This window comes from Arthrobacter sp. H5 (assembly GCF_000520595.1).
GTDB lineage: Bacteria > Actinomycetota > Actinomycetes > Actinomycetales > Micrococcaceae > Arthrobacter_D.
In genome coordinates this window covers 22,526-37,026 of the sequence record NZ_KI914995.1, presented here as the reverse complement: position 1 = coordinate 37,026, position 14,501 = coordinate 22,526, and the positions used below count along the sequence as shown (strand labels likewise).

General features: G+C 60.4%; 17 protein-coding genes and 1 pseudogene. 17 read left to right on the top strand and 1 reads right to left on the bottom strand.

What is annotated here, in order from left to right:
• Nucleotides 1-255, bottom strand: a 255-nt coding sequence (locus tag Y708_RS29810) for a hypothetical protein (protein WP_035776066.1), incomplete at its 3' end; no start/stop codon positions are given.
• A 153-nt stretch (nt 256-408) separates the two neighbouring features.
• On the opposite strand from Y708_RS29810, the gene Y708_RS0111310 reads away from it, so the two are divergent.
• The 17 genes and pseudogenes from Y708_RS0111310 to Y708_RS31055 all read left to right on the top strand — a co-directional run.
• The gene (locus tag Y708_RS0111310; RefSeq protein WP_155853825.1) at nt 409-906 is read left to right on the top strand and encodes a hypothetical protein; all 498 of its coding nucleotides are present in this window, start codon (nt 409-411) and stop codon (nt 904-906) included.
• Nucleotides 907-929: 23 nt separating this feature from the next.
• Nucleotides 930-2,423, top strand: coding sequence for a type I restriction-modification system subunit M (locus Y708_RS0111305; protein WP_028280021.1), 1,494 nt, complete (start codon nt 930-932; stop codon nt 2,421-2,423).
• Between the two features lie 2 nt (nt 2,424-2,425).
• Nucleotides 2,426-3,601, top strand: coding sequence for a restriction endonuclease subunit S (locus Y708_RS0111300; protein WP_035776077.1), 1,176 nt, complete (start codon nt 2,426-2,428; stop codon nt 3,599-3,601).
• 2 nt (nt 3,602-3,603) lie between these two features.
• Nucleotides 3,604-3,873 (top strand): hypothetical protein, encoded by a 270-nt coding sequence (locus Y708_RS0111295; RefSeq protein WP_028280019.1) that lies wholly within the window; start codon nt 3,604-3,606, stop codon nt 3,871-3,873.
• A gap of 133 nt (nt 3,874-4,006) precedes the next feature.
• On the top strand, nt 4,007-4,504 hold the full coding sequence (locus Y708_RS27510) for a HipA domain-containing protein (RefSeq protein ID WP_028280018.1): 498 nt from the start codon (nt 4,007-4,009) through the stop codon (nt 4,502-4,504).
• Complete coding sequence (locus Y708_RS0111285) at nt 4,486-4,752, top strand: hypothetical protein (protein WP_155853824.1); 267 nt, start codon at nt 4,486-4,488, stop codon at nt 4,750-4,752. The genes Y708_RS27510 and Y708_RS0111285 overlap by 19 nt, the downstream gene beginning before the upstream one ends.
• Before the next feature lie 11 nt (nt 4,753-4,763).
• Complete coding sequence (locus Y708_RS29160) at nt 4,764-5,240, top strand: HIRAN domain-containing protein (RefSeq protein ID WP_155853823.1); 477 nt, start codon at nt 4,764-4,766, stop codon at nt 5,238-5,240.
• Between the two features lie 143 nt (nt 5,241-5,383).
• Complete coding sequence (locus Y708_RS0111275; protein ID WP_028280015.1) at nt 5,384-5,848, top strand: helix-turn-helix domain-containing protein; 465 nt, start codon at nt 5,384-5,386, stop codon at nt 5,846-5,848.
• Nucleotides 5,849-6,039: 191 nt separating this feature from the next.
• The gene (locus Y708_RS0111270) at nt 6,040-7,155 is read left to right on the top strand and encodes an ATP-binding protein (RefSeq protein ID WP_028280014.1); all 1,116 of its coding nucleotides are present in this window, start codon (nt 6,040-6,042) and stop codon (nt 7,153-7,155) included.
• Between the two features lie 94 nt (nt 7,156-7,249).
• Nucleotides 7,250-10,729: a DEAD/DEAH box helicase family protein gene (locus Y708_RS0111265; RefSeq protein ID WP_035776064.1), complete on the top strand. Its 3,480-nt coding sequence runs from the start codon at nt 7,250-7,252 to the stop codon at nt 10,727-10,729.
• Nucleotides 10,730-10,834: 105 nt separating this feature from the next.
• Complete coding sequence (locus Y708_RS0111260) at nt 10,835-11,362, top strand: dihydrofolate reductase family protein (RefSeq protein WP_216699779.1); 528 nt, start codon at nt 10,835-10,837, stop codon at nt 11,360-11,362.
• Nucleotides 11,359-11,631 (top strand): hypothetical protein, encoded by a 273-nt coding sequence (locus tag Y708_RS0111255; protein WP_028280011.1) that lies wholly within the window; start codon nt 11,359-11,361, stop codon nt 11,629-11,631. Before Y708_RS0111260 ends, Y708_RS0111255 begins: the two co-directional genes overlap by 4 nt.
• 5 nt (nt 11,632-11,636) lie before the next feature.
• The gene (locus Y708_RS0111250; protein WP_216699778.1) at nt 11,637-11,927 is read left to right on the top strand and encodes a hypothetical protein; all 291 of its coding nucleotides are present in this window, start codon (nt 11,637-11,639) and stop codon (nt 11,925-11,927) included.
• Nucleotides 11,920-12,168, top strand: coding sequence for a hypothetical protein (locus Y708_RS0111245; protein WP_035776063.1), 249 nt, complete (start codon nt 11,920-11,922; stop codon nt 12,166-12,168). The genes Y708_RS0111250 and Y708_RS0111245 overlap by 8 nt, the downstream gene beginning before the upstream one ends.
• Nucleotides 12,169-12,280: 112 nt before the next feature.
• The gene (locus Y708_RS0111240) at nt 12,281-13,363 is read left to right on the top strand and encodes a LolA family protein (RefSeq protein ID WP_028280008.1); all 1,083 of its coding nucleotides are present in this window, start codon (nt 12,281-12,283) and stop codon (nt 13,361-13,363) included.
• The gene (locus Y708_RS0111235; protein WP_028280007.1) at nt 13,360-14,325 is read left to right on the top strand and encodes an ABC transporter ATP-binding protein; all 966 of its coding nucleotides are present in this window, start codon (nt 13,360-13,362) and stop codon (nt 14,323-14,325) included. The genes Y708_RS0111240 and Y708_RS0111235 overlap by 4 nt, the downstream gene beginning before the upstream one ends.
• A pseudogene (locus tag Y708_RS31055) lies at nt 14,309-14,501 on the top strand (ABC transporter permease); the annotation flags it as partial. The gene Y708_RS0111235 and the pseudogene Y708_RS31055, both read left to right, overlap by 17 nt.

Here is a 14,501-nt window from a genome sequence, read left to right as displayed (position 1 = left end):
GCTGCCGTCCGCCATGCCGCCGGCCTGCAACAGCAGCGGCCACGCATACGCGGCGATCGGCGTATGCGGATAATAGTCGCCTCCGGGCAACGCGTCGCCGAGCAGTTTAACGGTCGACGACGCCGGTCGCCTCGTCTTCGCGCTGACCCTCAGCTTTCCTTGTTCAGCCAAAGACAGCACGGTATGCAGCTGGGCCGCAGCCACCTCGGACGTCAGGAATTCAAAGGGCTCTTCAACGGGGTCCGGTTGTGTCACATGTACTCCCTGTGCGGCGTATTTAGGACGACGGCGGTGCAACCGCCCTGACAACTACCCCACCGGCATCCCGCGCACGTGTCAACTGTGTCACCGCCCTTCCTGTGTCGGTCTGACCGCTGACCTGCCAGTCCGCGAGGCTAAACTTGCCATATGAGAGCGCACGGCTTCGGGACGCTTGCCGCGACTGCGGCCATCGCCGTTTTGGCAGGGTGTGCAGGGTTTATAACGTCGGAAGCATGTCCCGCAATTGGGTGGTCCAATAACCTCACGGTTGACCTTGTGGGAGATACCGCGCCGGTCGACGTGGTTCAGGTGTGCTTCGACGGCCGCTGTTCCAGCTCGCGGGGCACTCAGCCGGAACCGGCTCCCACTCTCGAGTTTGTCACTGTCAATCCCGAAGAGCTCCCCGCTCTGCCGTCTGAAACACCCCCGGATTGGGATCCGCTTTTCGTCAGTTCCAAGATCGACGACGGCACCTGGGTGGTCCATTTCGACATGAGCGCGCCGGAGGCGATTTCCGTTCGGGCGCTTGACGCACAGGCTCAGGTGCTAGCAGCGGACACCTACACCATCACCTGGACCCGGGTCGGCGGCAGTGAGCAATGCGGCGGCCCGATGGAGGCCGGCCGGATCACCCTGAACCTCTAAATCTTTCCCCTAAGCTGGAACGCGTGATCAACGGGAGCGTGCGCGCGCAGGTGGACAGGGTTTGGGATACGTTCTGGACGGGCGGCATTTCCAATCCGCTGGAGGTCATTGAGCAGATCACGTATCTGCTGTTTTTGAAGCGCCTTGATGAAGCGCAGACCTCAGCTGAGAACAGAGCCAACCGCGCCGGCCAGGCGATTCGAAACCCAATTTTTCCTGACGGACGGGACCCCCGCGGCCGCGAGTATGGGGATCTGCGCTGGACCAGGTTCAAAGGGTTCGCCAGAGAGGAGAAGTACACGCTTTTCAGCGACCACATCTTCCCTTTCCTGCGTGAGGAGCTGACCAAGCAGTCCAATGGCGAGGGCTCCACCTACAGCGACCACATGAAGGATGCCCGCTTCACCATTCCCAGCGCCGGGGTGCTGGAGAAGGTCATCGACATTATCGACGGCATTGACATGACGGACCGGGATACCAAGGGCGATCTCTACGAGTACATGCTCTCCAAGATTGCGAGCGCGGGCACCAACGGCCAGTTCCGCACGCCACGCCACATCATTGACCTCATGGTGAAGATGACGGATCCACAGCCGATGGAGACCATCTGCGATCCGGCATCGGGCACCTGCGGTTTCCTGGTCCGCGCGGCCGAGCACCTCTGGGACTCCCCTGAATTGCAGACTGATCAGGGCCAGCTGGATTTTTATCATCACGAGCAGTTCCACGGGTACGACTTCGATAGCACCATGCTCCGCATCGGATCCATGAACATGCTGCTGCACGGTGTGGAGAACCCGGTGATCACCTACCGTGACTCGCTGGCGGACCTGCATTCCGAGGAGGAGGAAAAGTACCACCTGATCCTCGCGAATCCTCCGTTTGCCGGCAGCCTCGACTACGAGAACGTTGCCAAAGATCTCCTGACGCTCGTGAAGACGAAGAAGACGGAGCTGTTGTTCCTTGCGTTGTTCCTCCGCCTGCTCAAACCGGGCGGCCGGGCGGCGGTGATTGTGCCCGACGGCGTTCTGTTCGGCTCGTCCAAAGCGCATAAGGATCTGCGTAAGCTGCTGGTCGAGGGTCACAGGCTCGACGCCGTCGTGAAACTGCCCTCAGGAGTTTTCAAGCCTTACGCCGGGGTGTCGACTGCCATCCTCTTCTTCACCAAGACCAACTCCGGCGGCACGGAGAACGTCTGGTTCTACGACGTGAAGTCGGATGGCTTCAGCCTCGACGACAAACGCACACCCCTCTCCAGCTCCGACCTCCCCGACGTCCTGGAACGCTACAACCAGCGCACGACGACGGAAGCGCAGCGGGCGCGAACCGACCAGTCCTTCCTCGTCCCCAAGTCCGAGATCGCGGAGAACGGCTACGACCTCTCACTGAACCGGTACAAAGAGGTTCAGTACGACGAGGTGGAGCACAAGGCGCCGGCAGAGATCATCGCCGACCTGGAGTTGCTGGAGGCCGACATCTCGCGCGGCATGGCGGACCTGAAGGAACTGCTCAAGTGAGGATGGTTCCGCTTGGGGAAGTCGTAACAGCAGTTACGAGAAGCGATCCAGCACGATCACCGGGCGAAATGTTCAGGTATGTTGACCTGAGCGCAGTGGATCAGGCAGCCAAGTCCATCACGGACCATAAGCTGATTCTTGGATCTGAGGCTCCAAGTCGCGCGCGGCAAGTCCTCCGTATGGACGACATTCTCGTCTCAACCGTTCGGCCAAATTTGAATGGCGTGGCACGTGTCCCAAAACATCTGGAAGGTTCAATAGGTTCGACGGGCTTTTGCGTAATGCGTCCCAACCCGCACGAACTCAATGGCTCCTACGCGTTCCACTGGGTACGGTCCAAGAAGTTCATAGATGAGATGGTGCGGAAAGCGTCGGGAGCAAGCTACCCCGCTGTTTCGGACAACTTAGTGCTCAGCTCAAAGGTGCCCCTACCAGATCTCGACGAGCAGCGGCGGATCGCGGCCATCCTGGACAAAGCCGACGACCTCCGGGCCAAGCGCCGCGAAGCTCTCGTCCACCTCGACACCCTCACCCAGTCAATCTTCCATGACATGTTCGGTAGCCATGCAGAGTTCCCTTTACTGACTGTCTCGGACCTCGTTGCTTCGACGAAGGGAGCAATCCGCACGGGGCCATTCGGTAGCCAGTTGCTAACTAGCGAGTTCACCACAGCCGGCATCGCAGTGTTGGGCATCGACAACGCTGTCGACAACAAGTTCAGCTGGAAACAAAGACGGTACATTTCGTTGGAGAAGTACCGCGAGCTTTCGCGTTACACAGTGTGTCCAGGCGACCTAATTGTCACAATCATGGGCACGCTCGGTCGATGCGCCGTTATTCCTGATGACATACCGCTGGCCATTAATACCAAGCATCTCTGCTGCATCACCCTAGATCAATCAAAGTGTCTCCCAGAGTTCTTGCACTCGTATTTCCTACTCCATCCGACAGCGAAGCAATTCCTCGGTCAGACTACAAAAGGGTCAATCATGGGTGGACTCAACATGGGGATAATCAAGAATCTGCCTGTGAAACTTCCGCCCCTTCACCTTCAGCAAGAGTTCGCAACCCGGGTTGCCGCCGTCGAACGCTTGAAGGACCAACACCGTACCCAGCTCGCCGCACTGGACAGCCTCTTTGCTTCCCTCCAGCACCGTGCGTTCGGCGGGGAGCTGTAAGCATGAATTGGGACGTCGTCGATCTTGGCGGCTGGGCGCTGTGGCAGCAGGAGACCGAAGGTGACAACGAGAAGCAGTGGTATGTCGAACCGTCGTCTGGGCAACGCTGGCTGTTCAAGCCGAACCGTCCCGACCGTTCTCCGTTCGAAAGCCATGCGGAGGTCATCGCGTCGAGGATTGCTGAGCTCCTCGACATTCCAGCGGCACACGTTGAACTTGCGATGCTCGGTGATTCCTCGGGCTGCATCTCGAAGAATGTCCTCGCCCCATAGGGATAGTCAGGAAATTCGACCGGATCAAATCCTTGCGGTTCATGTAGAGAACTATGATCCCAAGGCAAAAGTGCGGGTAGGGCATAACCGAACAAACATCGTCGCGATCCTCGGGACCTGCAGAGCACCAAAGATGGCTGAGGCTGAGCACTCGCTGAGCGCACTGGACTGGTTTGTTGTCTACCTGTTCTTTGACGCCCTCATTGGCAATGTTGATCGCCGCAGCAGCAACTGGGCACTGGAATTTGACTGGTCAGACCCGAAAGATCCATGTGTTCGACTTGCTCCTTCGTTTGACCATGCATCATCGCTCGGGGTCTCTATGAGGCACCGCGGACTTGAACGATTGGCCGCGAACCCGGACGGTTTCAGAACGTACCCGTTCAAAGCCAAGGCCACCCGATTCGAGGACGGCATCAACGCTTCCCTGGTGGACCATGCCTGCACCTACCTGCGCTTCTGCACAGCGGACGGCAGGGCATTTCTTGACCGTCAGTTTCTGCAGCCTCCACTCAACGCCATCTCCTTGATCATCGAGTCAGCTAAATTGTCACCGGCCATTACTACACTGGCCAATACGATCATCACAACAAATGCGGAGAGGATCGCTCAGTGTCTAAGTCAACGATGACGCGCGCAGCCGCCCGTCCGCGCGCCGTAACGCGGGACCGCACCACTACACTGCTGGTCGCTTGGCGCAACCCTCTGTACAAGGCCTACCTGCTCATCGGTTCCGTAGTGCACTTCGAATCTCCCGATGGCGAATACTTCGAGTTTTCCTATCGCAAGGATGTTGCGAAGAAGGCTCTGTTTCATCGGATTCCAGGCTTCGATCAAGTTGACCTCGTCTATCGGTCTAGTCGATTGTTCCATTCTTAGCCGGTCGTCTCATGAGTGACAGCCGTCCAGACCGTGGACGATGGCTGCATGCGATGGGGGCGCCGGAGGACTCCGGCCCCTTCGACATTCTCGCCCATTCGTTCGGAGTCCGGGCCAACGACACTTACGAACTGTTTGCTGCCCCTGCGGTCGACGAAGCAGCTAATACTTTGACCTTCGATGTGTTGGTACATGGCACCCGTTACCAAGAGCCGCAAGACACCGTGCACGCCGAGATAGATGCACTGTCGACCGGAGGGCCGCTGGTCATAGCTCCAGAACCGGATAACCAACGGGATCCTCGCGCGCACGCCGTCCACGCTCCCAGCGGACAACGGCTCGGATACGTCCCCGCTCCGGTGCTCGACTACTTGGAGGAGTACTGCCCAATCACGGGCCACTTCAGCGCCGCAACGCTCCGTGTGAATCCTAATGAGCTTGGTGCTCATCTTCGCTTGGTCATGCGGCTCACATACAATTCCCGCTGAAACTACCGTTGGCCTGAGCACATTGGACAGTCCCAACGTCGCAAGCTGGCCCTCACTGGTCCTCGTCATCAACAAGCAACCTACGCAGCTTGCACTTATTTCACTTGTGGTAGATCATAAGTAGTGAGTGAAAAGGAGTTGTCATGAGTGCGCTCACGGACACAACGCAAATCCCAACCATCAACGTCAGCCCCACGCAATCGCAGGAAGCCTCAGCCGTATCCAAGCAGTTCAGCGAGGTCAACCCTAAGGATCTTCGGATTCGAATCGAATCGACCTCCGGCGATGCAGTTACGCTCCCGGACAACCTGAACGATCTCCTTCAGACTGTTCTCAAGCTGGCAGCATCCGGCCGTGAAATTGGGCTGACCCACAGGCCGAAGGCCATGACAAGCGTTGAAGCCGCAAAGATGCTCGGTGTTTCCCGGCCCACCTTGCTAAAGCTAGCCGCAAGCGGTGAGATCCCATTCCACAAGGTTGGCTCACACACCCGGATCTTCCTTGCCGACTTGGAGCGTTTCGCGGCAAGCCGACTCGATACCCAAAAGTCAGCATTCAACGACCTTCGCGACATGGAAGAGTCCATGGAGAACAAAGAATCGCACTAGGCGCCAATGTTCTCGTCTCACGCATCCGCCAACGGCGACCCGACGCAGTAAGGCCCGCGCTTCTCGACAGCCTCACTTACTGGACCAAGGGACCGAACGCTAAGGAAATGACGGACGCTCCGAGGATCTATTTTTCGTATAAACTTTATAAATCACGATGCTCTGTATAAAGATTATAAAGAGGCTGAGGAATGGAACCTATCCGATCAAAGAACCCGTTTCGGCCAGCTTTTGGTGCGTCACCTACTGTCCTCGCGGGCAGAACAGACGTCATTGACGAGTTCCAGATAGCCCTCGACGAAGGGCCAGGGTCTCCCGGCCGCAGCATGCTGATCAGCGGGCCGCGAGGCATGGGGAAGACCGTTGTACTCAACGAACTGGAAGACGAAGCCCGGCAAGCCGGATGGCTTGTGGTCCGAGCGAACCCCGGCGCGGATCTCATTGATCGACTGGTTCGGACGGACTTGCCTAACCTGTTAGTGGAACATGATCCCCTCCAAACGGACCGACGGATATCGGGTGGCGGCATTGCTGGACTTGGAAGTATTGCCACTGAGGTTCACGACAGGTACCAACCCGAACACAGCCTGAACTCGCTGCTTTCCCGCTTGACACAGCTACTGGGGGAACGGGAGACGGGGGTTCTCATCAGTGTTGACGAACTGCAGTCTATTGACATCGAGCACCTGCGAACGGTCACCACTGCGTTCCAAGAGTGCGTGCGCGATGATCGTCAGATTGCCTTCATCGGTGCAGGTTTACCCATTGGCATCAAAAATCTTCTCGATCACCCAGGAACCACCTTTTTGAGACGAGCTCAAAGGATCGACCTTGGACCAATTTCAAGCTCGGAGACCAGCGCAGCCCTCAGGGAAACGGTTGAAAGCGGCTGTCGCTCCATCACCCAACCCGGGCTGCACCGTCTTACCGGCATTTCCCAGGGTTACCCATACTTGATTCAGCTTGCTGGATACTACGCTTGGAGACATTGCTCGACTAAAACCATCGAGCTCGCAGATGTAGAAGCAATAGAACAGCGCGTCATTAAACGCCTGGGCACACAGGTCCACCAACCAGCTCTCCGGGATTTGTCCGACACCGACCGTGCTTACCTTCAAGCTATGGCTCTGGACATCGGTCCGTCATCGACGAAAGTGATTGCCGACCGCCTTGGCAAGAAGCTCAGCTACCAAAGTATGTACCGGCATAGGCTGCTGGATCAGGAGATCATCGTTTCTACAGAACGCGGATTTGTGGACTTTGAATTGCCCTACATGCGCGAGTATCTGTCATCGACGTTGATGTGAACCTCAACGCTCTGGGTCCTCTCCTGGCCATAACCGCGGAAACGTCACTAGCCATCCGGTATCCTGCAGCAAGGGACCACCAAAAGGGGCATTGATGGGGGACGCAGCTCAGCCGCAGAGCAACTTCGCGTTCCTGCGCGCCGAATGGCCGGACATTGCCGTAGAAGCACGCAACGCCGAACGCTTCGCCCGCATTGACCCGCGCACCTCCCTGCTCTACTGCCGCCGGACCCTCGAATTCATCCTGCAATGGATCTTCACCGCCGACACCACCCTTAAACATCCCTATAAAGAAGACCTCAACGGGATGCTCAACGAGCCCTCGTTCAAACACTTGGCCGGCGAACGTCTGCTCGACAAAATGCATTTTGTCCGGAAGATCTCCAACAAGGCCGTCCACACCAATGTGGCCGTCAACGTTCAAACCTCCGAAGCGATCCTTCGGGAGCTCTTCCAGACCTGTTTCTGGCTGGCGCACCGCTACTCACGCCAGGAACAGAACAGGCCGACGTCGGGACTCGCCTTCGAGAGTTCCCTCCTCAGCCCGCAGCGCCGGCCAATGCCGGCTCCCCCTCAACCCGGCGATGCAAAGCTTGCGCACCCAGCCGCCGTCGTCGTCGTACCCCAAGTTCCACCCAAGACCGCCGAACAGGTCGCCGCCCTGGCAAAGGAACTGGAGGAACGGGACCGGAAGCTCGCCGAGGCCAACCAGCAAAAGGCAAGCCTTGAAGATGAACTAACGCACCTCCGCGACCAGATCAAGCAGGTCACCGCGGAGCGCAGGCACCAACCCGATCACCACAACTATGACGAAGGCGTCACCCGCACCGACCTCATCGACCCCCAACTCCAATGGGCGGGCTGGGACCTGGATCAGCCGGATACCAGAGAGTTTCCCGTTGACACGATGCCCACCCCGGAGGGAACGCTCACCGGCAAGGGTGCCGCTGACTACGTGCTGTGGGGCGCCAACGGGCTGCCCCTGGCCGTGGTCGAAGCCAAACGCACCGCCAAGAGTCCCCATGCAGGCCGGCAGCAGGCCCGCCTCTACGCTGACTGCCTGGAACGGCGCTACGGCCAGCGGCCCATCATCTACGTCAGCAACGGGTACCAAACCTACATCTGGGACGACGCCATGTACGGCGAGCGCAGGATTCAGGGCTTCCACACCCGCGATCAACTGCAGCTCATGGTGGACCGGCGCAGCACCCGCAAACCCCTGGGCCAGGCGGTGATCGACAACAGCATTGTGGAGCGCGACTACCAGCATGAAGCCATCCGCTCCGTCACCCAGGCCTTCGAGGACAAAGCCGAACGGCGCGCACTGATTGTCATGGCCACGGGCACCGGCAAAACCCGCACCGTCATTGCCCTGGCGGACCTGCTGATGAAAGCCAACTGGGCCAAACGGGTGCTGTTCCTCGCGGACAGGGTGGCGCTGGTGGACCAGGCAGCCAAGGCATTCAAGACACACCTGCCCGGCTCAGCACCGGAAATATTGGGCCGCGACAAGGTCGCCGACAGCCGCATCCACCTGGCCACCTACCCCACCATGATGAACCTCATTGACGAGACGGTTGGCGACGGTCAAGTCAACCGCGAGCGCTACGGTATTGGCCACTATGACCTCATTGTGGTGGATGAGGCGCACCGCTCGGTCTATCAGAAGTACCGGGCCATCTTTGACTACTTCGACTCGTTCCTCATTGGCCTGACGGCAACCCCCACCGATGAGGTGGACCGCAACACCTATGCCCTGTTCGGGATCGAGGAGAAGGTGCCCACGTTCGCGTATGAACTGAGCCGCGCCATCGACGACGGCTGGCTGGTCCCGCCGCGGGTCCTGGAAGTGCCGCTCAGGTTCCCCTACGAGGGCATCCGCTACGAGAACCTTTCGGAGCAGGAGAAGGATGAGTGGGATGCAAAGGAATGGGACGACGACGGCGAGATCCCCGACGAGGTAGACCGCGCCGTCGTCAATAAATGGCTGTTCAACCAGGACACAGTGGACAAGGCACTGCAGGTGCTGATGGAGCGCGGGCACCGCGTGGCAGGCGGCGACCGCATGGGCAAGACCATCATTTTTGCCCGCAACAATGACCACGCCCGGTTCATTGAGAAGCGGTTCGACGCCAACTATCCGGGCGAAAAGGGCGATTTGGCGCAGGTGATCACGTATGAGGTGAATTATGCGTCGACGCTGATTGAACAGTTTGGGCGGACCCACGGCAAGCCGGACATCGCTATTTCAGTGGACATGCTGGATACCGGGATCGATGTCCCGGATGTGGTGAACCTGGTGTTCTTCAAGCTGGTGCGCTCCAAGACCAAGTTCTGGCAGATGGTGGGCCGCGGAACCCGTCTCCGCAAGGATCTCTACGGACCCGGGGCGGACAAGCAGGACTTCCTGATTTTTGACCTGTGCCGCAACGTCGAGTTCTTCAACGCGGGCCTCGACGCGGCCGAGGGCCAGCTTGCCAGGCCGCTGGCGCAGCGCACCTTCATCACGCGGGTTCAGTTGCTGCACGCGGCGGCATCGGCACAGTACAACGACGGCGCTTACCTGGCAGACCTGCGCGACAGCCTGCATGCCGTTGTGCGGGACCTGCCGCGGGAAAACTTCCGGGTGCGCCCACAACTGGAGCACGTGGAGCGGTTTGCCCGGCGGGAAAACTGGGATTCCCTCGACAACACCGACCTGACGGTTCTGGAAACTGATCTGAGCAGCCTCGCCGTGATCTCCGCACCCGCGGACACTGAGGAGGCCAAGCGGTTTGATCAGCTGACACTGCGCGCCCAGCTATTGCTCTTCACGGAGCCGGGGAAACTGGCGCCGCTGCGTGCCCAGATCATGGAGATCGCCTCAGCCCTGCAGGACCAGCCGTCCATTCCGGCGATCGCCGCCCAACTGGCGCTGATCGAGGAAGTCCTTGATCCGCTGCGGTGGGAATCCCCGGCTGCGCAGTGGCTGGAGCGCATCCGGCGGAAGCTGCGCGGGCTGGTGCACCTGATTGAGAAGAAGCGGCGCAACGTGGTGTATACCGACTTCGAAGATGAACTCGGCGAGGTCAACGAGGTGGGGCTGCGCGCCGCCGTCGGGCCCGTTGACCTGGTGCGCTACCGCGAAAAGGTACGCGTGTACCTTAACGGCAAAATGAACCACGCCACCATCCAACGGTTGCGGCGCAACCGTCAGCTGACCGAGCTGGATCTCAGCGAACTCGAACGGTTGCTGCTCGAGAGCGGCGCCGGGTCCAGGGAGGACCTGGAACGTGCATCCGCGGGCGAGCTGGGATACTTTGTGCGCTCCCTGGTGGGCCTGGAATCCGACGCCGTGAATGAGGCGATGTCAGGATTCATCAGCGGAACAACGCTCACAGCTGCCCAATTGAACTTTGTGAACATGGTGGTGAGGCACCTGACCCGGAACGGGGTGATGGAGATGGGGCAGCTCTACGATTCGCCGTTCAACAGCCTTGCGCCCGCAGGACCGGAGGCTCTCTTCCCGGAGGATAAACTCAGCGTCCTCGACGGCGTGCTGAGGCAGTTTACGGACTCCACCCGGGCCGGCTAACGCCTGCACGGCGCGCCGTGCAGGCGGCACAGACCCATGGCTTACAGTTCTTATACACAGGCTCGGTGAGGAGCTGACTGCGGGAGGTTTCAAATGGGGAAAATCGTGGCATCCGTTTACGTGACACTTGACGGCGTCATGGAGGATCCAACCTGGACTCAGCCGTACCTCACCGACGCCGCACAGGCCCACGCGCGCGAGTTGCTCTTCGCCAGCGACGCCCTGCTGTTGGGCCGGCGCACCTATCAGGGATTCGCCTCCACCTGGCCCGGCCAGACCGATGAGCAGGGTTTTGCCCACCGCATGAACTCGATGCCCAAATATGTTGTCAGCTCCACGCTGACTGATACCTCTTGGAACGCCGAGCTGGTTTCCGGCGACATCACCGCCGCGGTGTCGCTGCTCAAGGAATCCTCCGACCGGACGTTCCTCATGTACGGAAGCGGCGAACTGGTCAACACCCTCTTCAGGGCTGACCTCATCGATGAATATCAGCTCTGGACTGCCCCGGTAGTGCACGGCACCGGAAAACGCCTGTTCGAGGAAGGGCATGCGCCGGGTGTCCTGAAATCCCTGGGCGCCAAACCGTTGGGCGGCGCCGTGATCCTGAGCTACGGACGCGCTGCAGCGTGAAAGTGCTCGCCTGGATTAAGGCAAACCGACTGTTGGCCGTTGGCCTGCTGGTTGTACTTGCAGGAATCATCCTGCAAGTCGTGTCCGGAACAGTGAGTTCCCGTCAGGAAACTTATGGAATATTTCCCGCGGCGCCGATGCCGGGAGAGATCATTTTTTCACCATCACCCACGCCAGGTCAGCTGATCGGCTGGATGATTGCCGCCGTCGGGCTGGTTAGCCTGGCCTTTGGCGTTGGGCGGCGCGTCGGCGAAAGGCGGCGCGGGTGACGGTCATGCGGCAACATTCAGTCATCGTCGCCGTTCTCCTCATGTCCGCCGGCTTGATTGTTGGCGGCGCGCTGCTCCTGTCCATTCCGGGCCTGCTGATCATGCCTGTCCCGTCCGGCGGCGAGGCGGGGGCCGCGTATGTGAGTTCGCTTTCAGTCGAGTACGACGACGACGCCTCCGGCACAGGCATCCTGGCTGTTCTGGGGGTGGTCGCCGTTGTTGGTGGACTTCTTGTGTGCACGGCTGCGTTTGTTGCAACGCTGGGAAACCGGAACGAAGGTCAGGCTGATGCGTAACTCCAGACGCTACCGGCTTCCAGCTCTCGGAGCTGTGCTGTTGATCGTCGGCATCGGCATTGCCCTGGCAGCAGCCCCGGAGGCCACTACCAACTTCGGCTTTGTGGTTGGACAGACTTTCATCATGCAAACCGCCACCACCCAATCCCTGCAGATCCTCGGTGTGGTCCTGCTGTGTATCGGTGCCGCCGCGGGTGCAGGCGCCGTTGGGTATCTGTCTGCTGTCCGCCGTCGTTCGTGAAGCAAGCCTCTCCAACTTCGGAGCAAATTGTCAGCTACGGGGCGTACCGTAATCCTTGGACCAACTATCTGCGCCCGGGACGGATCCGGAGCTGAAGACGAGGTAACCCGACATGAGCAGAACCTGGAAGAACTGGACGCCAGCCCTGGTGGCGGCAGCGGCAATAGGTGCGGCCACTTTGATCGGCCCACTCACGGCGAATGCCGCCGTAGACCTGCCTGACAAAACTCCGACCGAAGTCCTCGAACTTGCCGGAAACAGCACAGCCACGGCATTTTCCGGCACCGTGGAACAGACCTCCGACCTTGGGCTCCCTGACCTCTCTGCGGTGAGCGGCATGACCGGCCCGTCAACGGGAACCGCCGAGCCGGAAAGCACTGGTTCCCCGGAAACCGCGGCCCTTGAACTGCTCACCGGATCCCACACCGCGCGCGTGTTTGTGGATGGGCCGGACCAGGCCCGCGTCCAGGTGCTGGACCAGCTGGATGAACGGAACATCGTCCGCAACGGCAGCGAGGTCTGGTTCTACAATTCCGAGGATAATTCCGCGATCCACGCAACACTTGAAGAGCACCAGAAGCACGAGGGAATGCCCAAAGAGCTTTCCACCCCGGATCAGGTCGCAGACATGTTCCTCGAGAAAGCAGATGAGTCGACCGAAGTCAGCGTCGGATCAGACCAGATGGTCGCCGGCCGGGCGGCCTACGAGCTCACCCTCACGCCGCGCAGCGGTGAAACCCTGGTCGGTGCTGTCACTATCTCCGTGGACGGGGAAACCGGGCTCCCCCTCGCCGTGAGCGTGACCGCCAGTGGTGACGGCGCGACGGCGTTCAGCACCTCCTTCACGGACATCACCTTCGAGGCACCCAGCGCTGAAACCTTCGACTTCACCCCACCCGCGGGCGCAACCGTCACCGAACTGGATGACAAAACAGACCGTCACGGGGACAAGCCCGAGACGGCAAAGGACCCCGAATCCAAGCCTGCCGTGACCGGCTCAGGCTGGGACACCGTCGTTATCGTCCCCGACGGTGCGCAGGACCTACCGGAGATGCTCACCCAGCTCAGCACCCCGGTTGAGGGCGGGCAACTGCTGGAAACCACGCTTGTCAACGTGCTGCTCACCGATGACGGGCGCATGCTGGCCGGCTCGGTCACCCCCGAACGGCTGCTGGAAGTTGCCGCCGGTCAGTGAGCGCCGGCGCCGGCCTTGTCATTGAAACCCATGGCCTGACCAAGCGGTTGGGCGGGCGGCCTGTGGTCAACGGCGTCGACCTTGCCGTTCCACGCGGGTCGGTGTTCGGATTCCTGGGGCCAAACGGCTCAGGAAAAACCACCACCATCAGGATTCTCCTTGGTCTGGCCGCAGCCAGTTCGGGAGAGGTGAGGGTACTCGGGGAAACCATCCCCAAAGCGCTGTCCCACGTCCTTCCCCGCATCGGTGCGCTGGTGGAAGGTCCCGGCTTCTACCCGTTCCTCTCCGGCACAGCAAACCTGCACCGCCTCGACGCAGCGGACCGTTTTGTCTCCCCCGCCACCCGCCGCGAACGGGTCAACACCGCCCTGGAACGGGTGGGGCTCTCCCAGGCAGCGGGCAAGAAAGTGGGCCGGTATTCGCTCGGGATGAAGCAGCGGCTCGGCATCGCGAATGCGCTGCTGACCCACCGCGATCTCATTGTCCTCGATGAGCCCACCAACGGCCTCGACCCCCAGGGAACCCGCGAGGTGCGCCACCTCGTCCGCTCACTGACCGAAGAGGGAACCACCGTCTTTGTCTCCAGCCATCTGCTGGCCGAGGTGGAGCAGATCTGCTCACACGTAGCAGTGCTCAGTGCGGGGACGCTGGTGGCGCAGGGCAGCCTGGCGGAAGTCCGCGACGGCGGGCAGGCCCGCGTGCGGGTGCTGACGCCGGACACCGATCATGCGCTCAGGGTACTGCGCGCACTGGGACTCACGCCCGACGACGGCGGGATCACCCCTGCCTTTGATCATCACCGCAGCATCACCGCGCCCCTGCCCGACGACGTTGCCCCCGACCGCATCGTCGCAGAACTTGTGGCCGCTGATGTTCGGGTAGGCGGGTTCTCCGTGGACCATGCGGGCCTCGAAGACCTCTTTGTCCAGCTGACCGGAGAGGGGTTTGACGTTGTCCAGTGAAGCGGCCTCCAGCGAAACGCCGGCGGCCGTCCGCCGCGGGTCGGGCTGGCGGTTCATGGGCTCGGAGCTGTCCGTGCTTTTCAGGCGGTGGCGAACCTGGGCACTCCTCGCGGCGCTTGCCGCAATCCCACTGCTGATTGCCCTCGCCGTGAGGCTCACCTCCTCGAGCCCTCCCC

Coding starts and splice junctions, on each gene's coding strand:
- Y708_RS0111300 (WP_035776077.1), top strand. CDS start 2,426: ATGGTTCCGCTTGGGGAAGTCGTAACAGCAGTTACGAGAAGCGATCCA.
- Y708_RS0111275 (WP_028280015.1), top strand. CDS start 5,384: ATGAGTGCGCTCACGGACACAACGCAAATCCCAACCATCAACGTCAGC.
- Y708_RS0111240 (WP_028280008.1), top strand. CDS start 12,281: ATGAGCAGAACCTGGAAGAACTGGACGCCAGCCCTGGTGGCGGCAGCG.
- Y708_RS29160 (WP_155853823.1), top strand. CDS start 4,764: ATGAGTGACAGCCGTCCAGACCGTGGACGATGGCTGCATGCGATGGGG.
- Y708_RS0111245 (WP_035776063.1), top strand. CDS start 11,920: ATGCGTAACTCCAGACGCTACCGGCTTCCAGCTCTCGGAGCTGTGCTG.
- Y708_RS0111250 (WP_216699778.1), top strand. CDS start 11,637: ATGCGGCAACATTCAGTCATCGTCGCCGTTCTCCTCATGTCCGCCGGC.
- Y708_RS0111265 (WP_035776064.1), top strand. CDS start 7,250: ATGGGGGACGCAGCTCAGCCGCAGAGCAACTTCGCGTTCCTGCGCGCC.
- Y708_RS0111295 (WP_028280019.1), top strand. CDS start 3,604: ATGAATTGGGACGTCGTCGATCTTGGCGGCTGGGCGCTGTGGCAGCAG.
- Y708_RS0111270 (WP_028280014.1), top strand. CDS start 6,040: ATGGAACCTATCCGATCAAAGAACCCGTTTCGGCCAGCTTTTGGTGCG.
- Y708_RS0111310 (WP_155853825.1), top strand. CDS start 409: ATGAGAGCGCACGGCTTCGGGACGCTTGCCGCGACTGCGGCCATCGCC.
- Y708_RS27510 (WP_028280018.1), top strand. CDS start 4,007: ATGGCTGAGGCTGAGCACTCGCTGAGCGCACTGGACTGGTTTGTTGTC.